Source organism: Neobacillus niacini, from assembly GCF_030817695.1.
Lineage (GTDB): Bacteria > Bacillota > Bacilli > Bacillales > Cytobacillaceae > Neobacillus > Neobacillus niacini_F.
Genome location: NZ_JAUSZQ010000002.1, coordinates 102,642 through 122,099, shown reverse-complemented (window position 1 = coordinate 122,099; position 19,458 = coordinate 102,642). Strand labels below are relative to the sequence as shown.

The window sequence follows — 19,458 nt, the reverse complement described above, 5'->3', positions numbered from 1 at the left end:
GTGGGTGAAAACATGGAGGAATTTTCCTTGAAGGATAGCAAAACACCTAAACAGAAAATGGTTGTAATACTTGGTCTAGCTATACCAGCAATGATTGAAAACATTTTACAAACAGTTGTTGGCTTTGTGGATACATTGTTCGTTTCAAAATTAGGCTTAAACGAAGTAACAGCAGTTGGCGTAGCAAATGCTGTTTTAGCGGTTTATATAGCCATTTTTATGGCTATTGGGGTAGGAACTTCATCTCTTATCGCAAGGAGTATTGGTGCGGGAGATATTTCCAAAGCAAAATCAATTGCCCGTCAATCCACATTTATATCAGTCATTGCTGGAATCAATTTTGGGCTTATAACGATATTTTTTAGTGAACCGCTGCTGCGCCTTATGGGGGCTGAAGCTGAAGTATTACAAGACGGCATCACGTATTTTAAGATTGTTGGAGTTTCATCGATTTTTATTTCTCTCATGTTTACATTTGGAAGTATTTTACGAGCTGCAGGGGATACAAAAACGCCTATGAAGGTTGGTTGGTGGATCAATATTCTCCATATCGGATTGGATTATGTTTTAATCTTTGGATACATTGGTATTCCCGGTTTGGGTGTAGCGGGAGCTGCGTGGGCAACGGTGATTGTGAGAATGATTGGAACCATTGCTTTGTTTATTTACATTAAAAGGTCAAGTCTTTCCTTCACGATATTTGGCTCATATTCCCGAAAAGACTCTTATTTTATAATAAAATTATCAACTCCGGCAGCCATCGAACGATTAATCATGCGCTTAGGACAGGTGCTATATTTCGGGTTGATTGTTAAAATTGGAGCAGATATTTTCGCAGCCCATTCCATTGCTGGAAATATTGAAATGTTCGCCTATATGCCTGGGTATGGTTTAGCCATTGCGGCTACGACCCTTGTAGGACAGAGTATTGGTGCAAAGCGTTCAAAGGAAGCGTATGAATACGGTATGATTACATCCTGGATTGCAGTTGGTTTTATGTCATTTGTGGGGGTATTGTTATACTTCCTTTCTCCTTGGTTTGCTACATGGTTCACAACGGATGAAAATGCTGTTGATATGGTTGTTACTGCTTTACGAATTGATGCCTTTGCCCAACCAGCTTTAGCAATCGGTTTAGTGTTGGCAGGTGCTTTACAAGGTGCTGGTGATACAAAAAGTCCTATGTATAGTACAGCTATAGGGATATGGGTAATCAGAATCATTGGAGTATATATTTTAGGAATTCACTTAGGTATGGGGATAGCAGGCGTTTGGTTTTCGATAGCAATTGACTTATATATACGTGCTATTTTTTTATTGTATAGATTTAAGAAAGAAACTACAGTAGAGAATTGTCGGAAAATGCAATCATAAAAAATTTTTACGTTTAACTGTTTAGTAACCGTGTGGTATCTGGCAAAAGAAACACCTCCACCAAAGATGTTTCTTTTGCTATTGTTTATACTTTTTGGAAGCCTTTTTATAGTATTTCTCTTATTCCTTAATAAAACAGAGAAGGGGGATTACATGTTATTCGCGATACAATTATTAAATTGTTTCTCAAGTTCTTTCTTATTTAAATTTTTGCCAATGAATACTAGTTGGCTTAATTTTTCCTCATTTTCTTTCCACTTTCGATCTGGTCTTCCTGCGAAGAGCATATGCAGTCCCTGGAATACAAGTCTTTCTTTCATTCCTTGAATATAAAGAATTCCCTTATATCTCAGCAAGTCTTCCCCCTTTTCTTGAACAAGGTAACTCATCCACTGATTAACTTTTTCCATATCAAGAGGTCTTTCTTCTCTAAAAGCAATGGAGGATACCATATCATCATGATGATGGTGATGGTGATCTTCTAAAAAGTGGGGGTCAATTTCGAGTTTATGGTTAACATCAAACGTATTAATCCCCAAGATAGTAGTTAAGGCAACGTTGCAATTCTGCGCATGCAAGCATTTAGCTGTCGGGTTCATTTGGCTAATTCTGTTTTCTAACATATCCAATTGTTCATTAGAGACTAAATCGGTTTTATTTAAAATGATGACATCGGCGAAGGCGATTTGTTCTTGTGCTTCGTCATGACCATCCAAATGCATCGAGATATGTTTACTATCTACAACGGTAATAATGCTATCGACTTCAAACTTTTCTGAAAGTATACTATCCATAAAGAATGTCTGCGCTACAGGGGCAGGGTCTGCAAGACCAGTTGTCTCAATTAATACACGATCAAATTTTACTTGCCCTTGTTCCATAGAAAAAACTAGCGTCCGCAGAATACGAATTAAATCTCCGCGAACAGTACAACACCATATCCCTGTTGGATAGGTGATAACAACACACTTATCATGGCATCTTCCATTACACCGCGTTCGAGTGGTGTGAATCGAATCATCTAATTCTCGTTTAGAAATTTCTTTTCGGATTGCTTGTGGTAGTTCCTCTGCTCCCGCTCGATCACAGCTGCTACCGTTACAAATGAAGACGTGGTTTTTGGTGTTACTTAAATCCCATGTAGCCATATTCATGATCCTTCTTATACAAAACGAAATCATTACGATTTAAAGTTGATAATAATGACATTATTTGCCTTCCAAACGACTTATATTCATGTACTTTTTGCATGACCTACTGATTGATCTATACATTGAGTGAAGGGAAATACTGAAAAACCTACCAACTTGACTTTTTAACACCTGGAATCTGTCCTTTATGGGCCAATTCTCTAAATGCAATCCTAGACATCTTGAATTTTCTTAAAAACCCTCGAGGCCTTCCTGTGACTTCACAACGATTGTGCAAACGGGTTGGAGATGAATCCCTGGGTAGTTTTGCCAGTGCTTCATAGTCACCTTTTGCTTTTAATTCTTTCCTCAATTCCGCGTATTTGTTGACCATTTCTTGGCGTTGCTTCTCTTTTACTACTTTCGACTTTTTGGCCATATTATTTGCAGCCCCTTTCTTTGGTAAAACGAATGTTGAAAAGCGTAATCATTACGATTTGTGTTTATTTTAACTTAAGTTTAAACCATGTGCAAATTCTTAGTGATAAATAATTTTTTAGTATTCACTTTTTAACTCTAAATTTTTAAGTGCGTTCTGTAGATACTCACGATTTAATCTATCCCCAATAAACACGAGCGTGTTCTTTATGTTTAGTCCCGACTTGGTATGTAAAGGCATGCCGTAAGCGTACTGGAATAGATATGTTGCTTGTGTACCTAGAAATCGGATATACCCTTTAATGCGGTAAATCGAGTCAGGCATTGTTCGTAAGAATTCTTCAAATAATTCCTTATTAATAGGCTGAGAGAATGTATGAACGTACGTGTTAATATGCAGAAATTCAATAGCGTGTGTTTTTACATGTTCAGCCCGACCATTAGGATTCGTATTGTGCAGGCTAATGTCTATGTCTGCAAACATGGTTGGAAGAATCTTAGCAGATGGATTAAGAGTTTGCAGTTCATTCTCAATCTCTTTTTGTTTTTGTTCTGAAATTTTATCAACTTTATTCAAAAGAATGGTATTAGGATGCTTTACTTGCTCAATTATATTGCGCTTACGATTCTGTTTGCTGCCGTTCTAGCTCCTGAGATATTTCGGGCAGTAGGACCAATTTCTAATTCCGCAAGGGCACCTACTACAAAGAGTTTTTTTCCCCATTCCAAGTTTTTTGAGACAATTGGGAAGCCACATTCAGCACATAAAAGTTTTTCATGGTTAATTACTGGTTGAAGCCAGCTAAGGTATTCCATATTTGACTGAAACCCAGTAGCCAGAAGAATTCGTGGAGTCTCAATTTTTTCTTCAGAATTTTTTAGTTTCAATAGGAGTGATGATTCGTCACAATTTGAACAGCTTTCAATTTCATCATAGAACACTTTTAGCTTGTTTTTCTGGATTAAACGGGATAATGCCAGTGAAAGCTCTTTTGGAAATGATCCTCGATACCTTGCGTTTGTAATCGTTTGTCTTCTAGTTTTATAATCTTTTATTTTTAAAAAGGAGGTCATATTTTTTGGACCTAACCAACCGGGATCACTGTCAAAATCATGGACACGAAAATCATGTCTTGTTATTAATATCACCTGCTCATGTAATTTGCTAAGCTTTAAGGATAAGTGGGCAGCAGTAATTCCAGCTCCTACAATAACCAAGGGCTGACCCTCATTAAAAGTTTCAGGCACTTCCTTTTCAAAGATATGGCAGATGAGATGAGGATATCTTTCCTTCATCTCATTTGACCAGGATGGGTAGTTTAATGCTTCTGTAAATCCAGTTGCAATAGCAACATTTTTTGTATGTAACCAAGAGTTATCCTCAGTTTGAATCCACCATTCGTCATATTTTCTTTCGAGATTAGAAACTCTGCCTATATGCCATGATTGTTTCAGGTCAATTTCATGAAAAACGGACTCGCAATGTTGATGAAAAAGTGAAAGTGAAGGCCTTTTATAGTAGCCGTAAAAAGGCTGAGAGAATTTTGCCTTCCGGGCAAACCATTGGAGGCTAAACGGGGCTACATCTAGATGGTGAACAGATGGGGACCGTAAATACTCCATTTCAATCCTGTCTGTATTCCGTTTCCACTGTGAAATTGGTTGTTCGTGAGGATCAATGATCAAAAGCTTACGGGGAGAAACCTTTCCACTTTTAATCAATGAAATAGCAAGAGTACATCCTTGAATGCCGCCACCAATGATAATCCAATCGTACACGTAGATCAGCTCCTTTCTTACCTGTTATAAAAAAGCACCCATATTAGTCATGAATGCTCCATTAATAAATTATTTTGTTTCCCTATGAAGGGTTTTTCTTTTTAATCGAGGTGAATATTTCATTAATTCTAAACGATCCGGGTTATTTCGTTTGTTTTTTGTTGTGATATAATTTCGATCTCCAGATTCAGTACAAGCTAATGTGATTTTTACACGCATTTTTGTCACTCCTTATGTTTAAATCGTAATGATTACTATTGACGTTTAAATTTTAGCTGTTAAAATTGGGATTGTCAACTTAAAACGTAATGATTACGAAAGTAATTATTTACAATTGTTTAATAGCAGTATACAATATAAAACGTAATTATTACGATTTGAGTAAAATCTGCAATTTAACTGTGAATGTATAGCAATTAACATTCAGGTACATAGAGAACAAACTATTATTAGCAAAGGGGCTGACAGGTATGAAGAAAATCCCTGTAACTGTGTTAAGTGGGTTTTTGGGAGCAGGTAAAACAACGTTGTTAAATCATATTCTAAATAACCGTGAAAATTTAAAAGTAGCCGTTATTGTAAACGATATGAGTGAAATAAATGTGGATGCCCGTCTTGTCAAGGACGGAGGTTTTTCAAGAACAGAAGAGAAATTGGTTGAACTTCAAAATGGCTGTATTTGCTGCACATTACGGGAGGATTTAATCATAGAAGTAAAAAGGTTAGTAGATGAGGGTAATATTGATTACATTGTCATTGAGTCTACCGGGATTAGCGAACCGATTCCTGTAGCACAAACCTTTACTTACTATGATGAAGAGCTGGGAATTAACCTCTCAGATCGTTGCCAGTTGGATACAATGGTGACAGTAGTAGATGGTAATAGTTTCTGGCAGGATTATGTGTCAGGCGAAACCCTTTTGGATCGGAAACTGGGAACAGATGAACAGGATTACCGAGATATTGCCGATTTATTACTTGATCAAATTGAATTTGCTGACGTCATTCTTTTAAATAAAACAGATTTATTGGAGAAGGGAGATGTAGACGAACTAATCGCTTTTTTGAGAAAGCTCAATGGTGACGCCAAAATCCTTCCAACTTTATTTTCCCAAATTGATTTAAAAGAAGTGCTGAATACAGGCAGCTTTGATTTTGAAAAAGCAAGCCAAGCTGCAGGTTGGATTAAAGAACTAAATGAAGAACATATTCCTGAAACAGATGAATATGGAATATCATCCTTTGTTTACAGAAGAAAAATCCCTTTCCACCCTTCTCGCCTAATGGATTGGATCAACAATTGGCCGGTTGAGGTTGTCAGAGCCAAAGGGTTTATCTGGCTGGCTTCGAGAAATCAAGTAGCCGGACTTTTCTCTCAGGCGGGTCCAACAATCACGATTCAGGGGGCAGGAGAGTGGGTTGCAGCATTAACCATTGAGGAACAACAGGAGATTTTAAAGGGAGATCCTGAATTGTTAGAAAGATGGGATGAAAAATATGGTGACCGAATTAATGAATTAGTAATGATCGGTATTGATATGGACCGAACTCAAATCGAAGAGACGTTGGATAAATGTTTACTAACACCGGAAGAGCTTGTATCTGACTGGTCCTTATTAGAAGACCCCCTTCCTGCCTTTGAAGAAAGTATAAGTGAAGAGAATGGTCTGCAATGAACGAAAGAATCATGGAAATTTTTGCGAGAAATATTGTTGCTTCTTTGCCAAGGAGAAAAAAACGGATTTATCAATTTATTGAAAGTGTAGAAGATATGTTAGCTCAACAATCCGAAACCAGGGAGCAATTTTTAAACCTTCTCAAAGACCAGTCGCCTTACCACCAGGCAGCCAGCCGATTTAATATGACAATAGGTGAAACAGTTAGAATAATGCATGAAATTGAAGATGAAATAACTAAAAAGCTTGAATTGAAAATAAAGAATTATAAATGGATTGATTATACAAATAGGGTCAATAAATTCTGTACTAAGACAAATAATAACAAACAGTATTTTTTGATCATTTCTTAACTTACCAAGGCTGGTTCCGCTATTTAGGAAATCAGCCTTTTTATGTTATTTGAAAAAGTCAAATCAATAGATTACTATCTGGCAATTAACCCATATAATTAATGGCAATATGTTAGTTTCAGTTTTGGGTAGGTGCTTATCATACTTTAATTCATTATTTTTCCTGACTATAAATAGTTTACTAAATTGATGGAAGGCCTTTTCTACATTAATTTTCCCGCCTTTGTTAATGAACCAAAAAAGGTTTTATAAAGATAGACCGCTAGCTGTACTTTTAGGTAATCCTCAAAATGGCTAAAGTCCATATCCAGAATATCCTCAATTTTTTTTATGCGGTGATAGAGCGTGTTGGCATGGATATGAAGTTCCTTAGCAGTAGAAGTCATGGAACGGTTATTCTGTACATACGTGAAGAGTGTATGCAGAAGATCGTCCTTTTTCTCCTGTCCTGTCCATAATAGAGAAAACGTCTCGCGCAGAAATGAATTGATTTCTTCAGGGGGATGTTGTAAAAAAAGGCGGCTGATTCCAATATCCCTGTAATGAAGAATGCCTTTTTTCTTTTGTTTTTTCAAGTGAAGAAGGGCTTTCTCCGCTTTTAAATGATTTTCTTCCGCTTGGCCAGGATAGTAATGTCCTGTGCTGATTCCTGCCCGGGCGACTACTGAAAACCGTTCGTTCCACCATTTTATGCTGCTTTCGATTATTTTTGTAATATATGCTTCGCTGACAGCATCTCGGGCAGAAGAAAAAAGGGTAATTTTATTATTGTAACTAAAAAGAAGGCTATTTTCTAAAGTTATTTTCTCTTTCAGATGTTTTAGAAGAAGCAGTGCATCGTTTTCAAGTGAGTGTAGATCGACGTTTCCATCTAATTCAATTAATGCTGTTTGGAGAAAATAATGATGATGAATTCCTAATTCCTTTGCAGTAATCTCAGCCTGCTGAGGATTTTTTATTTTTAAGAAGTGATGATAGGTTTCATAGGTTTTCTTATACATGATTTCAGTCTGTGATCTAAGTTTCATAATTTCAAGAGAAAGAATAGGGGCTCCTTGTTCGATAATAAGTTTATCGAGTTGTGATAGAGGGGAGCTTCCTTCTACAGCCAGACAACCCAAAAGAACGGAGCCCGACCTAATCGGATAAATATAGCAATCAATCTGAACTGTGTCACAGATTGATACATAAGCTGGCTTAGTTTTACTAGTAAAGAGAAAGAAAATATCATCTAGACTTTTGGCAAAATGTTTAATGTGTTGTGGAACGTAATTCCCTTCAAGATAATCCGCATAGACAAGATTCCTGTCCATCAATTTATTCATTTCTATGATAATAGCTTTTAGTCCTTTTTTCTGGACTGATAACTCGGTGAGGTGATTGTGAATGTATGTTCGCTTCTCTAACAGTGCATTGGTTTCTTTAAGCCTCTGTGATAAATGGGTGACTTCATCTAGGCTTTTATGTACTTCTGTATAAAGTTGGGCATTATGAAGTGCGATAGCTGCTTGGGATGCGAAGCTTTGTAAGAGAAGGAGGTCTGTTTCGCTGAGACCATCTTCGATATCAAAGCAATGAAATGTCATAACGCCAATCCGTTTTGCTCCAAATGAAACGGGGACGGATAAAATAGACTTAATCTTTTGGTTATTATGGTGTGCCTTATCAATAAAGTCAAAATTCTCTTTGCTCAAATCACTCATACTATCATAAATCTCTTTCCTTGTGGTAATTAGCCTAAAACAGCCGTCTTCAAAAACTTTCCCTGTAATAGACTCACCAATATTCACTTTAAAGTGGCTGATGTTCTCATTAAAGCCAACATATGTCTTTATAATCAGTTTATTCAAAGACTCATCATACATTTGTATATATCCTGCCTCTGCGGTCTCGACTATATTTAAAGCAAAATGCATGATTTTTTTTAGTACTTCATCCAATTCAAGAGTCGAGTTGATTGCCCGAAAGCTTTCCATTAAATTCATTACGTGATACTGTGCCTTTTGATTTTCTTTACTTAGTTGTTGAAGAAATGCTTCTTTTTTTTCCATATTCCAACCTCCATTGTTGATAGCAATAATTGATATGTATATAAGTTGTTTAATTCCACATTGACCAATATATCTGAAATTATATAATATTTAATAAATAACGAAAAGTAAAAATATTAATTTTATGAAAACGCTTTCTGTTCAAAGGAGGAAAAGTTGTTATGGAAAAAACAGCCTACAAGGAATTAGAAAATATATTCGAAGATCTCGTTCATATTAGACGAGATTTACACATGTATCCGGAATTGTCATTTGAAGAAGAAAGAACCCCGACAATCATTGCAAACTATTTAAGAGATTGTGGCCTTGAAGTAAAAACTGAAGTAGGGGGACGTGGCGTCACTGCTTTGTTAAAAGGGGGGAAGCCTGGAAAAACGGTTGCACTCCGTGCTGATTTTGATGCATTACCGATTCAGGATGAAAAGGCTGTTCCCTATAAATCAAAAATACCAGGTGTCATGCATGCGTGTGGGCATGATATTCATACTGCTTCACTACTTGGAGCGGCATTTGCGCTCAGCAAAGTAAAAGAACATCTTCAAGGCAATGTGCTGTTTATTCATCAGTTTGCTGAAGAGGTTATTCCTGGCGGTGCCAAAGCAATGATTGAGGATGGGTGTCTTAATAATGTCGATGTCGTCTACGGCGCTCATGTTTTATCGAACCTTCCGGTAGGACAGATTCTATTTAAAGAAGAATACATGATGGCAGCTGGTGATAAGTTTGAAATTGTTATAAAAGGAGAAGGTGGACACGGATCCTCGCCACATCTCGCAGTTGATCCAGTCCTCGTTGGGAGCCAAATTGTTATGAATATCCAGCAGATAACAGCGAGCCGTATTAATACAACAGATCCGGCCGTTATAACCGTCTGTTCGTTTGATGGTGCAAGTAGATATAATATTATTCCTGATCAAGTGATTTTAACGGGAACAGTTCGCACCTTTTCCGAGGAGGCACGGGAGCTTGCCGAAAAGAATATTAGAAGAGTAGCAGAGGCTGCATGTAGCGGTGCAGGTGCCGAGTGTGTAGTAACCTATGAATATGGCTATCCTTCTGTATGCAACAATTCGGAGGAAGCACTTCGCGTTAAACGCGTTGGCGAGAAGATTGTCGGAAAAGAAAATGTTTCGGAGTCCTCTTTACAGATGGCGATGGAGGACTTTGCCTACTATGTAAAAGAGAAGCCGGGTGCATTTTTTAATGTAGGAGGTATGAATCCTGCTATTCAAGCTGTCTATCCTCACCATCACCCGAATTTTGATGTGGATGAGCAGTCTATTCTTTTAGCAGGAAAAATGTTTATTTCCCTTGTTTTTAATTATTTAAACAGCTCACACTAACATATTTAAGAAGAAATTAGTCGGTTTGATGTTGGTTACATGTAAATTGAAAAGGAGGACATCATTGTGCAAAATAACCAAATTAAAAATAAAAAGAGACATATGATTCTCGCACTGCTGTTTTTAGGATGGTGTTTATCTTATCTTGACAGGATGGCAATGAATGTTGGGATTGTGGAAATTGCAAAGGATTTTAATCTTAGCCCGACTGTTATGGGAGTTGTGCTCAGCAGTTTTTTTGCTGGCTACGCTTTAATGCAATTGCCTGGCGGTTGGCTTGCCGATAAATTTGGATCCAGAAAAGTAATTGCTATTGCAATTTTGTTTTGGTCACTATTTACCGTTTTAACAGGAATGGCATGGTCTCTTATGTCTATGATTATGATTCGTTTTATGTTCGGTCTCGGAGAAGGTGGATATCCTGCGGCAAGCTCCAAAGCAATAGCGGATGTCTTTCCTAAAGAAGAGCGAACTAGTGCCCAGACAATCATGATGTCTTCCAATTCACTTGGTGGAGTGATTGCCCCTTTAATTGCTACGCCGCTTCTTGTGTGGATTGGCTGGCAAAACCTTTTTATTGCCATAGGTTTATTGGGCGTTTTCGTTGCTGCTCTACTTTGGTATTATTTAAATCCGAAAAATATGCAGGTAGAAATAGTTGATGAAGAAACGGTACAAAAAGCCTCTTTTAAAGATGTTTTAAAGATCCGGACAAGCTGGCAGTTGGCCATTATGTGGTTTGGAGTAAGTACTGTCGTTTGGGGACTTATTTCATGGATGCCCCCTTATCTTGTAAATGTGAGAGGACTTGAATTGATGTCTATGGGTATGCTTTCGTCCATTCCGGCACTTGCTGGGGCTGTTGGTGTTATTATTGGTGGACAACTTATTAAGTCTTTATTAAGTGGAAAAGAAAAATATCTTGCAATTGTAAGCTTTATAATCATGATTGGGTCTCTTTATTTATTATTCAACGCACCATCTGTTTCGCTAGTTATTACGTATCAAGCTATATGTATGTTTTTTCATGGTCCAATTGTGGCTACCATATTTGGCCTTCCACATAAAATATTCTCAAAGAACGTTATTGGGTCTACATTTGGTATGATTAATCTTGGCGGGATGATTGGGGCATTCCTTGCACCAATGGTTATGGGATATTTAATTGAAGTTTTTAATGGGTTATATGTATCCGCCTTCATTTATATAATTGTCTGTGCTGTTTTGGGTATTGTTGCAGCAGCAGGGCTTCATTCGAAAAATAATCTTTCAAGCGAAGCTAATGTGGTGACTAGCAACAAAAAAATTATATGATATTAAGGTAAAGTTTGTGTAATTAATACTGCTTGATGAATGGGCGGCATGATGTGATAGCTGCTCAATCCCTTGATATATAAGGGGTTTGTAAAATTTACTAACATAATGTTAATTAAAGAGGCTCTCATTCGTTGACTAAACTTTTGAGGGCCTCTTTTTTCATTTTTTGCTTAACGTGAAGGTACACATTTTTCGTAATCTGACCATCGGTATGACCAAGCCTGTCCTTTGATGACATTGGAATAGTCCAATTATCCCTAAAAGGAGTGTGAAAACCGGCCCTACTCGTCCCTGAGTGTCCCGTTTTTTAACTTTTTAAAATATTGTAAAAAAACCCAGTATATGTTACTTTGTTTTTATGTTAGGTTACCTAACATTATATGTTAAATAATGTGTAACTTGGGGTATATTGAATGAAGGGGTGAAATAAATGAGGCTTACTTCGCGGGAAATGGAGAAACTGATGGTGGTTGTAGCGGCTGATTTAGCACGGCGCAGGCAAAAGCGAGGATTGAAACTTAATTATCCAGAGGCTATAGCTATTATTACATATGAAGTCCTTGAAGGTGCGCGAGATGGAAAGACAGTAGCTCAGTTAATGCAGTATGGTGCCACCATATTATCAAGGGAAGATGTAATGGAGGGTGTTCCTGAAATGATTCATGATATTCAGGTGGAGGCAACTTTTCCGGATGGGACAAAGCTTGTGACAGTGCATGACCCAATCCGTTAATAAGAGGAGGAGTAGTGAATGATTCCTGGTGAGTATGTGTTGAAGGAAGAAGTGATTGTATGCAACGCAAATAAACAATCGAAGAAAATTCAAGTTCTCAATAGGGGAGATCGTCCGATTCAAATAGGATCGCATTTTCATTTCTTTGAAGTCAATTCAGGTTTACACTTTGACCGTGAACAAGCTTTTGGAATGCACATTAATATTCCTGCTGGTACTGCTGTGCGTTTTGAGCCTGGAGATCAAAAGGAAGTAGAGCTTGTTGCGTTTTCAGGCGAACAAAAGGTCTATGGTTTAAATAACAAAACAAATGGACCGGTGGTAGGAAAGGAGGTAGAATAATGAGCTTTAAAATGTCCAGAAAGCAGTATGCTGATATGTTTGGTCCAACGGTTGGGGATGCCGTCCGTTTGGCGGATACCGAACTATTTATTGAGATCGAAAAAGATTATACAACATATGGAGACGAAGTGAAGTTTGGTGGTGGCAAGGTTATCCGGGATGGAATGGGGCAGCATCCCTTAGCAACTAGAGCCGAGAGTGTCGATTTAGTATTCACCAATGCCATTATTCTCGATTATACAGGCATTTATAAAGCTGATATTGGTGTGAAGGATGGTTATATTGCTGCTATTGGTAAAGCGGGAAACCCATTATTGATGGACAATGTTGATATTGTTATTGGTGCTTCTACTGAAGTAATCGCTGCAGAGGGAAAAATAGTAACTGCGGGTGGGATTGATGCTCATATTCATTTCATTGCTCCTCAACAGATTGAGACTGCCCTTTCCTCCGGGATTACGACAATGTTAGGTGGAGGTACAGGTCCTGCAACAGGAACAAATGCAACAACGTGTACACCGGGGCCATGGAATATTCATGGGATGCTTCTTGCTGCAGAAGAATACCCTATGAATCTAGGATTCTTAGGAAAGGGAAATTCTTCAGATGAGAAACCTCTTATTGAACAGGTAGAAGCAGGAGCTATTGGCTTAAAGCTTCATGAAGATTGGGGAACAACTGCCGCAACGATTGATACTAGTTTAAAAGTAGCGGATCAATTTGATATTCAAGTTGCTATCCACACAGACACCTTAAATGAAGGAGGGTTTGTGGAAGATACCTTAGCTGCTATTGATGGCCGGGTTATCCATACATACCATACTGAGGGTGCTGGAGGCGGGCATGCTCCTGATATTATTAAAGCAGCTGGTTATTCTAATATTCTTCCTTCATCTACAAATCCAACCCGTCCATTTACAGTAAACACACTTGAAGAACATCTAGATATGCTGATGGTTTGTCATCACTTGGATCCGAGTGTTCCGGAGGACGTTGCTTTTGCGGATTCAAGAATTAGAAAGGAAACAATTGCGGCTGAAGATATATTACATGACCTGGGTGTGTTCAGCATGATTTCATCAGACTCGCAGGCAATGGGACGTGTGGGTGAGGTGATTTCCCGTACATGGCAAACAGCCGATAAAATGAAGAAGCAACGAGGCAAGCTGCAAGAGGACCTCACAGTAGGGGATAACTTTCGGGTAAAAAGATATATTGCCAAATACACCATTAACCCAGCAATTGTACATGGTATTTCGGAATATGTGGGATCTGTGGAGGTTGGTAAATTTGCAGATTTAGTTTTGTGGGACCCTGCATTTTTTGGGGTGAAACCAGATCTTATTCTAAAAGGCGGGATGATTGCTCATAGTATAATGGGTGATCCAAACGCGAGTATTCCTACTCCTCAGCCTGTCTTATATCGCCCGATGTTTGCAAGTCATGGAAGCTTGAAATATCGAACATCCATAACGTTCGTTTCTAAGGCTGCATATGAAAACGGCGTTCATAAGAAGTTAGGACTTCAAAAAGAAATTAAGTGTGTTTCTGGAATCCGGAAAAATTTCAAAAAAATCAATGGTATTTAATGACGCAACACCAAATATTGAAGTTGATCCGCAAACATACGAAGTTCGTGTGGATGGAGAATTGATTACATGTGAACCAGCTGAGATTGTTCCAATGGCCCAGCGTTATTTCTTATTTTGAGGTGAAGGATATGATAATTGAAAAAGTGCTAGGTAATGTCTCGACGATTGAAAAAAGAACTCCACATGTTGAACGTGTTTATTTGGAAAGTGATTTATTGGTCAAAAGAATCCAGCGGGTTACTACAGACCATGGGAGAGAAATTGGAATTCGGCTAAGGGATAATAAAGATTTGGTCGATGGTGATATTCTTCATATGGATGAAAAAAACATGATTGTTATTTCGGTGAAAGAGGATGATGTGTTAGTGATCATGCCAACTTCAATTGGACAAATGGGTGATATTGCACATCAGTTAGGAAATCGCCATCTTCCAGCCCAATTTGAAGGCGATGAAATGTTGGTTCAGTATGATTACCTTGTCGAGGAATTACTTAAACAGCTAAAGGTGCCTTATAAACGAGAAAATAGAAAAGTAGGACAGGCGTTTCGTCATATAGGACATAGTCATGGATAATGATTTAATTCCTTTACTACAATTATGTGATTCTAATTTTCCTTCTGGGGCATTTTCGCACTCATTTGGTTTAGAAACATATATCCAAGAACAAGTTATTGTAGATAAGGAAAGCTTTAAAACTGCCATTTCTGCCTATGTTGATAAACAATTAGTCCTCTCAGATGGACTTGCTTGTAGACTATCATATGAAATCTTGGAATCTAGCAGAGGTATGAATGAGCTGCTCGAAATTGACCGTCTATTGTATGTGTCGAGTCTTGCGAAGGAAACAAGAGAGGGTAATCGCAGGATTGGGGAACGAATGGCGAAGTTGTGTATGGAACTATACTCTTCAACTACCTTAGGGGAGTATCACCGTTTTATAAAAAATAAACAGGGCTACGGTCATTCGGCACTTGTGTTTGCGTTTGTTGCACATCACCTGCAGATTGATAAGGAGAAAATTCTTTCAGCATACCTATTTTCCTCTGTGTCATCGCTTATTCAAAATGCAGTTCGAGGTGTGCCGCTAGGTCAAACAGATGGTCAAAAGCTATTGGTCGAAATGCAGGTAAAGATTCACGAGGCCAAAAATAGAATTATGAAGCTAACAAAGGATGATTTAGGTGCGGTAAGTCCGGGCTTGGAAATTGCGCAAATGCGTCATGAGAGGCTGCATGTACGATTATTTATGTCGTAATTAAGCGTTATGAAGGAGAGATCAAGATGGAACCGATACGAATTGGAGTTGGTGGTCCTGTTGGGGCCGGTAAAACAATGCTAGTCGAAAAATTAACGCGAGCATTGAATGAAGAGCTGAGTATGGCGGTTGTTACAAATGATATTTATACAAAAGAAGATGCGAATTTTTTAATTAAAAATGGAGTATTGCCTGAGGACCGCGTTATTGGTGTGGAAACTGGAGGATGCCCTCATACAGCTATTCGTGAAGATGCATCTATGAACTTTGCGGCCATTGAAGAGCTAACAGAACTGCATCGGGATTTAGAATTGATTTTTGTGGAAAGTGGTGGTGATAATTTAGCTGCAACCTTTAGTCCAGAGTTGGTCGACTTTTCCATATATATCATAGATGTTGCCCAAGGGGAAAAGATCCCTAGAAAAGGAGGGCAGGGGATGATTAAATCAGATTTATTTATTATAAATAAGATTGATTTAGCTCCATATGTGGGGGCGAGTCTAGAGATTATGGAAAGTGATACGATTGCAGCGAGAGGGGAAAAGGCCTATATTTTCACGAATTTGAAGGATGGAACTGGTTTAGATAAGGTCGTTGATTGGATTAAAAAGAGTGCATTATTAATGGGATTAGGTTCATGAGCTACACAGGAGTGTTAGATCTTTTCGCCTCTAAAAAGAATGAAAAAACGATTATCTCATCGTGCTATTATGAGGGTGCCTTAAAAATAGCACGTCCAATCTACCTAGAGGGTGATTCACCTTCTATCTATCTCATTCATGTTGGTGGAGGGTATGTTAATGGAGATTCTTATTTCACTCAAATACAGGTAGATGACAGTGCTCATCTCCTAGTTACTACACAATCGTCAACGAAGGTTTATAAAACTCCTACCGAACCTGTACGTCAGCAAACAAAAATAAAACTGGGATTTGGAAGTGTACTTGAGTACATTCCAGATCCTTTGATTGCATATGAAGAAGCTCGATTTATACAAGAAACAGAGGTTGAAATAGAACGTGATTCGTGTTTTTTTTATAGCGATATCATTACTCCTGGCTGGGCAAAAGATGGGAGTTTTTTTAAATATGAATGGATTCGGTCCAAACTTAAGATTTATAGAGACGGACAGCTCGTGTTATTTGATCATCTTTTTTTAGAACCCGATCATCAAATGAACGGAATTATGCAAATGGAAGGATATACCCATATAGGTACATTCATTCTTATTCATGAGCAGGTGAATAAAAAGTTTTTAGATAAGTTTTATTCTCACCTTATTGAAAACTTTCCCGATGTTCATTTAGGATTATCAGCATTACCTGATCAAGGGGGTATTCTGCGATTATTAGCAAATCATACCGGAATCATTGAAGCGATTATAGCAGAAGCCCAGACATATAGTAGGCGCGTGTTATTAAATAAAGAATCTATTCTTTGGAGGAAATATTAACGATGAGAACGATAAGCTCAGTTTAGGATGTTATGCTTTACTGCCATTCTTGGAATTCCGTTATTGAGCTTAATAGGTTGTAAGAAAAAAAGCACTTGTTGTCTAAGTTGGCATCAAGTGTTTTTTTTTTGATTTTGAAAAAATAAAAACCACGTCATATTACCTCACGTGTTAGTGGAACATCATTTGTAGTGTTGATATCATTTAGTTGTTGGGAAATTTTACATATGAAAATGGGGTTGAAAAAATGAAAATAAAACAGTTTTATCTTTTTTTACTAATGGTAGCTTTTACAATGATCATTGCAGCGTGTTCAGAAAGTAATGGTGCATCCGCCCCAGAAGAGGGAAACTCTGGATCAACAGAAGGTACTTCTGATTCAGAAGAAGATGTGATTGAAGTTGGAATCTTGCATTCTTTAAGTGGAACCATGGCGATCAGTGAAACATCTGTACATGATGCAGAATTATTGGCAATAAACGAAATTAATGCAAACGGAGGCGTTTTAGGTAAGCAAATTAAGCCAGTTATTGAGGATGGCGCATCAGATTGGCCTACATTTGCAGAGAAAGCGAAGAAATTATTACAGCAAGATAAGGTTGCAACCATTTTTGGTGGCTGGACGTCTGCGAGTCGTAAAGCAATGCTTCCGGTGGTAGAAGAAAGCAATGGGTTACTATGGTATCCAGTTCAATATGAAGGGATGGAAAGCTCTCCAAACATCTTTTACACAGGTGCAGCGCCAAACCAACAAATTGTTCCTGCTGTTGATTGGTTACTAGAAAATCGTGGTACAAAGTTTTACTTATTAGGATCAGATTATGTATTTCCAAGAACAGCAAATGCTGCAATTAAAGCACAACTTGAAGATGCGGGTGCAGATTTAGTTGGTGAGGAATATACACCACTAGGGCATACAGACTATAACACAGTCATTGCGAAAATAAAAAGTGAAAAACCAGATGTGATTTTCAATACGTTAAATGGTGATAGTAATGTTGCATTTTTTAAACAATTAAAGGATGCAGGTATTACGTCAGAAGATATTACTGTGCTTTCAGTAAGTGTTGCTGAAGAAGAAGTCCGAGGTATTGGTGCAGATGTTATTGCAGGTCATTTAACGAGCTGGAACTACTATCAAACGACTGAAACTCCTGAAAACAGTGAGTTTGTCGCAGCCTACAAAGCAGCTTATGGAGAAGATCGTGTAACAGCAGACCCAATTGAAGCAGGTTATTTTGGTGTTTATTTATGGGCTGCTGCAGTAGAAAAAGCTGGAACAACAGATGTGGATGCTGTAAAAGAAGCTGCTAAGGAATTAGAATTCGAGGCACCAGGTGGTCTTGTAAAGGTTGATGGTGAAAACCAGCATGTTTATAAGACAGTAAGAATTGGTGAAGTACAGGTGGATGGACAAATTAAAGAGCTATGGAATTCAGGTGAACCAGTAAAACCAGATCCATTCCTAAAGGGATTTGATTGGGCAAGCGGGTTAGCTGAAAGCTTAGGTCAGTAATCATTTTTAATAATGGCTTTTTTCTAAAAGATTGATATTTTAAATTAAATTAGGTAGAGGTTTGATTAGCCTCTATCTACTTTTTGTCCTTTTTCGTTTATTAGAAATTATAACTATATAACGATCTTATTTTTTTAAAAGAATAATTGTTTGATATTTACGATAATCGTTTTGTAGAAAGGAGCAAGGATATGAGTGGTACAATATTAACCCTTTTCAATGGATTAAGCCTTGGTTCCATTTTATTATTAATTGCTCTAGGGCTTGCTGTTACCTTCGGCTTAATGAAGGTTATTAACATGGCTCATGGAGAGTTAATTATGATTGGAGCATATGTAACATATGTGATTCAATCCCTTTTTTTAAAGTATGTCCCTGAACCGTTTTTTGATCTTTACTTTTTGTTATCCATTCCTATCGCCTTTTTAATTGCTGCAGGATTTGGGATTTTACTAGAGGTATCGTTGATTCAATTTTTATATAAACGTCCTTTAGATAGCTTACTGGCAACATATGGTGTTGGTTTAATGCTTCAACAATTAGCAAGAACGATTTTTGGTGCGCCTAACGTTGGTGTACAGAGTCCTAGCTTTTTAAATGGAGGACTTACGATAGGTACGCTTGTTTTACCATACTCACGCATTTTTATTTTAAGTCTTTCAATTTTATGTCTTGTTGCTATTTTTCTTTATTTTTATCGGACGACTAATGGTAGAAGAGTTCGTGCTGTTATGCAAAATAGACAAATGGCAGAATGCTTAGGTGTTCAAACAAGAAGGGTCGATTTAGGGACTTTTGCGATTGGCTCAGGTTTTGCTGGCATTGCAGGCTGTGCCTTAACCTTATTAGGTCCTATTGGTCCAACAATTGGGACATATTATATTATCGATGCTTTTATGGTAGTAGTTGTTGGCGGAGTTGGTGCTCTTGTAGGAGCAGTGGTTGGTGCATTTGGAATTGGATTTTTCAATACCGTCTTTGAATTTTTCACTTCAGCTACAATCGGGAAAGTACTGGTATTTATGCTAATTATCGCTTTTTTACAATGGAGACCTTCTGGACTTGTAAGTTCTCGATCAAGAGCACTTGACGAATAGAGATAAG

General features: G+C 37.8%; 19 protein-coding genes and 2 pseudogenes. 14 read left to right on the top strand and 7 right to left on the bottom strand.

Annotated features, from left to right (window positions below; all coding sequences use genetic code 11):
- Positions 1-12 precede the first annotated feature (12 nt).
- Positions 13-1,374 (top strand): MATE family efflux transporter, encoded by a 1,362-nt coding sequence (locus QFZ28_RS00735; RefSeq protein ID WP_307192950.1) that lies wholly within the window; start codon positions 13-15, stop codon positions 1,372-1,374.
- A 149-nt stretch (positions 1,375-1,523) separates the two neighbouring features.
- Here QFZ28_RS00735 and QFZ28_RS29640 read toward each other — a convergent pair whose 3' ends face one another.
- The 6 genes and pseudogenes from QFZ28_RS29640 to rpmG all read right to left on the bottom strand — a co-directional run bounded on the left by QFZ28_RS29640 (position 1,524) and on the right by rpmG (position 4,940).
- Complete coding sequence (locus QFZ28_RS29640; protein WP_373428103.1) at positions 1,524-1,826, bottom strand: CobW C-terminal domain-containing protein; 303 nt, start codon at positions 1,824-1,826, stop codon at positions 1,524-1,526.
- A 138-nt stretch (positions 1,827-1,964) separates the two neighbouring features.
- Positions 1,965-2,522 (bottom strand): annotated as a pseudogene (locus QFZ28_RS29635) (GTP-binding protein); the annotation flags it as partial.
- Positions 2,523-2,673: 151 nt separating this feature from the next.
- A complete protein-coding gene (rpsN, locus tag QFZ28_RS00725) occupies positions 2,674-2,943 on the bottom strand; it encodes a 30S ribosomal protein S14 (RefSeq protein WP_307192948.1) in 270 nt (89 codons plus the stop codon).
- A 117-nt stretch (positions 2,944-3,060) separates the two neighbouring features.
- Complete coding sequence (locus tag QFZ28_RS00720; RefSeq protein WP_307192947.1) at positions 3,061-3,519, bottom strand: GTP-binding protein; 459 nt, start codon at positions 3,517-3,519, stop codon at positions 3,061-3,063.
- A gap of 32 nt (positions 3,520-3,551) precedes the next feature.
- Positions 3,552-4,721, bottom strand: coding sequence for an FAD/NAD(P)-binding protein (locus tag QFZ28_RS00715; protein ID WP_307192946.1), 1,170 nt, complete (start codon positions 4,719-4,721; stop codon positions 3,552-3,554).
- A 69-nt stretch (positions 4,722-4,790) separates the two neighbouring features.
- On the bottom strand, positions 4,791-4,940 hold the full coding sequence (rpmG, locus tag QFZ28_RS00710; RefSeq protein WP_307192945.1) for a 50S ribosomal protein L33: 150 nt from the start codon (positions 4,938-4,940) through the stop codon (positions 4,791-4,793).
- Positions 4,941-5,191: 251 nt separating this feature from the next.
- Here rpmG and QFZ28_RS00705 point away from each other — a divergent pair, with 251 nt between their 5' ends.
- Positions 5,192-6,397 (top strand): GTP-binding protein, encoded by a 1,206-nt coding sequence (locus QFZ28_RS00705; RefSeq protein ID WP_307192944.1) that lies wholly within the window; start codon positions 5,192-5,194, stop codon positions 6,395-6,397.
- Complete coding sequence (locus tag QFZ28_RS00700; protein WP_307192943.1) at positions 6,394-6,750, top strand: hypothetical protein; 357 nt, start codon at positions 6,394-6,396, stop codon at positions 6,748-6,750. The genes QFZ28_RS00705 and QFZ28_RS00700 overlap by 4 nt, the downstream gene beginning before the upstream one ends.
- A 203-nt stretch (positions 6,751-6,953) precedes the next feature.
- Here QFZ28_RS00700 and QFZ28_RS00695 read toward each other — a convergent pair whose 3' ends face one another.
- The gene (locus QFZ28_RS00695) at positions 6,954-8,801 is read right to left on the bottom strand and encodes a helix-turn-helix domain-containing protein (RefSeq protein ID WP_307192942.1); all 1,848 of its coding nucleotides are present in this window, start codon (positions 8,799-8,801) and stop codon (positions 6,954-6,956) included.
- 161 nt (positions 8,802-8,962) lie between these two features.
- Here QFZ28_RS00695 and QFZ28_RS00690 point away from each other — a divergent pair, with 161 nt between their 5' ends.
- From QFZ28_RS00690 to urtB, 11 genes and pseudogenes are all read left to right on the top strand, one after another.
- On the top strand, positions 8,963-10,144 hold the full coding sequence (locus tag QFZ28_RS00690; RefSeq protein WP_307192941.1) for a M20 metallopeptidase family protein: 1,182 nt from the start codon (positions 8,963-8,965) through the stop codon (positions 10,142-10,144).
- Positions 10,145-10,210: 66 nt separating this feature from the next.
- The gene (locus tag QFZ28_RS00685) at positions 10,211-11,458 is read left to right on the top strand and encodes an MFS transporter (protein ID WP_307192940.1); all 1,248 of its coding nucleotides are present in this window, start codon (positions 10,211-10,213) and stop codon (positions 11,456-11,458) included.
- Between the two features lie 433 nt (positions 11,459-11,891).
- The gene (locus tag QFZ28_RS00680) at positions 11,892-12,194 is read left to right on the top strand and encodes an urease subunit gamma (protein WP_307192939.1); all 303 of its coding nucleotides are present in this window, start codon (positions 11,892-11,894) and stop codon (positions 12,192-12,194) included.
- 18 nt (positions 12,195-12,212) lie between these two features.
- Positions 12,213-12,536: an urease subunit beta gene (locus QFZ28_RS00675; protein WP_307192938.1), complete on the top strand. Its 324-nt coding sequence runs from the start codon at positions 12,213-12,215 to the stop codon at positions 12,534-12,536.
- A pseudogene (gene ureC, locus QFZ28_RS00670) lies at positions 12,536-14,246 on the top strand (urease subunit alpha). Before QFZ28_RS00675 ends, ureC begins: the two are co-directional and overlap by 1 nt.
- Before the next feature lie 10 nt (positions 14,247-14,256).
- A complete protein-coding gene (gene ureE, locus QFZ28_RS00665) occupies positions 14,257-14,703 on the top strand; it encodes an urease accessory protein UreE (protein ID WP_307192937.1) in 447 nt (148 codons plus the stop codon).
- A complete protein-coding gene (locus QFZ28_RS00660) occupies positions 14,696-15,385 on the top strand; it encodes an urease accessory protein UreF (protein ID WP_307192936.1) in 690 nt (229 codons plus the stop codon). The genes ureE and QFZ28_RS00660 overlap by 8 nt, the downstream gene beginning before the upstream one ends.
- A gap of 26 nt (positions 15,386-15,411) precedes the next feature.
- Positions 15,412-16,026 carry an urease accessory protein UreG gene (gene ureG, locus QFZ28_RS00655; RefSeq protein ID WP_307192935.1) on the top strand — a complete coding sequence of 205 codons (615 nt, stop codon included), beginning with the start codon at positions 15,412-15,414 and terminating at the stop codon, positions 16,024-16,026.
- Entirely contained in the window at positions 16,023-16,838 is an 816-nt protein-coding gene (locus QFZ28_RS00650) for an urease accessory protein UreD (protein WP_307192934.1), read from the top strand. Before ureG ends, QFZ28_RS00650 begins: the two co-directional genes overlap by 4 nt.
- Before the next feature lie 247 nt (positions 16,839-17,085).
- A complete protein-coding gene (urtA, locus tag QFZ28_RS00645) occupies positions 17,086-18,354 on the top strand; it encodes an urea ABC transporter substrate-binding protein (protein WP_307192933.1) in 1,269 nt (422 codons plus the stop codon).
- Between the two features lie 191 nt (positions 18,355-18,545).
- A complete protein-coding gene (gene urtB, locus QFZ28_RS00640; protein WP_307192932.1) occupies positions 18,546-19,451 on the top strand; it encodes an urea ABC transporter permease subunit UrtB in 906 nt (301 codons plus the stop codon).
- Positions 19,452-19,458 lie beyond the last annotated feature (7 nt).

Excerpts from the sequence above, each read along its gene's own strand:
- urtB (WP_307192932.1), top strand. The coding sequence starts at position 18,546 with ATGAGTGGTACAATATTAACCCTTTTCAATGGATTAAGCCTTGGTTCC.
- QFZ28_RS29640 (WP_373428103.1), bottom strand. The coding sequence starts at position 1,826 with ATGGTATCCTCCATTGCTTTTAGAGAAGAAAGACCTCTTGATATGGAA.
- QFZ28_RS00735 (WP_307192950.1), top strand. The coding sequence starts at position 13 with ATGGAGGAATTTTCCTTGAAGGATAGCAAAACACCTAAACAGAAAATG.
- rpsN (WP_307192948.1), bottom strand. The coding sequence starts at position 2,943 with ATGGCCAAAAAGTCGAAAGTAGTAAAAGAGAAGCAACGCCAAGAAATG.
- rpmG (WP_307192945.1), bottom strand. The coding sequence starts at position 4,940 with ATGCGTGTAAAAATCACATTAGCTTGTACTGAATCTGGAGATCGAAAT.
- ureE (WP_307192937.1), top strand. The coding sequence starts at position 14,257 with ATGATAATTGAAAAAGTGCTAGGTAATGTCTCGACGATTGAAAAAAGA.
- urtA (WP_307192933.1), top strand. The coding sequence starts at position 17,086 with ATGAAAATAAAACAGTTTTATCTTTTTTTACTAATGGTAGCTTTTACA.
- QFZ28_RS00700 (WP_307192943.1), top strand. The coding sequence starts at position 6,394 with ATGAACGAAAGAATCATGGAAATTTTTGCGAGAAATATTGTTGCTTCT.
- QFZ28_RS00705 (WP_307192944.1), top strand. The coding sequence starts at position 5,192 with ATGAAGAAAATCCCTGTAACTGTGTTAAGTGGGTTTTTGGGAGCAGGT.
- QFZ28_RS00650 (WP_307192934.1), top strand. The coding sequence starts at position 16,023 with ATGAGCTACACAGGAGTGTTAGATCTTTTCGCCTCTAAAAAGAATGAA.
- QFZ28_RS00680 (WP_307192939.1), top strand. The coding sequence starts at position 11,892 with ATGAGGCTTACTTCGCGGGAAATGGAGAAACTGATGGTGGTTGTAGCG.
- QFZ28_RS00660 (WP_307192936.1), top strand. The coding sequence starts at position 14,696 with ATGGATAATGATTTAATTCCTTTACTACAATTATGTGATTCTAATTTT.
- ureG (WP_307192935.1), top strand. The coding sequence starts at position 15,412 with ATGGAACCGATACGAATTGGAGTTGGTGGTCCTGTTGGGGCCGGTAAA.
- QFZ28_RS00695 (WP_307192942.1), bottom strand. The coding sequence starts at position 8,801 with ATGGAAAAAAAAGAAGCATTTCTTCAACAACTAAGTAAAGAAAATCAA.
- QFZ28_RS00675 (WP_307192938.1), top strand. The coding sequence starts at position 12,213 with ATGATTCCTGGTGAGTATGTGTTGAAGGAAGAAGTGATTGTATGCAAC.
- QFZ28_RS00690 (WP_307192941.1), top strand. The coding sequence starts at position 8,963 with ATGGAAAAAACAGCCTACAAGGAATTAGAAAATATATTCGAAGATCTC.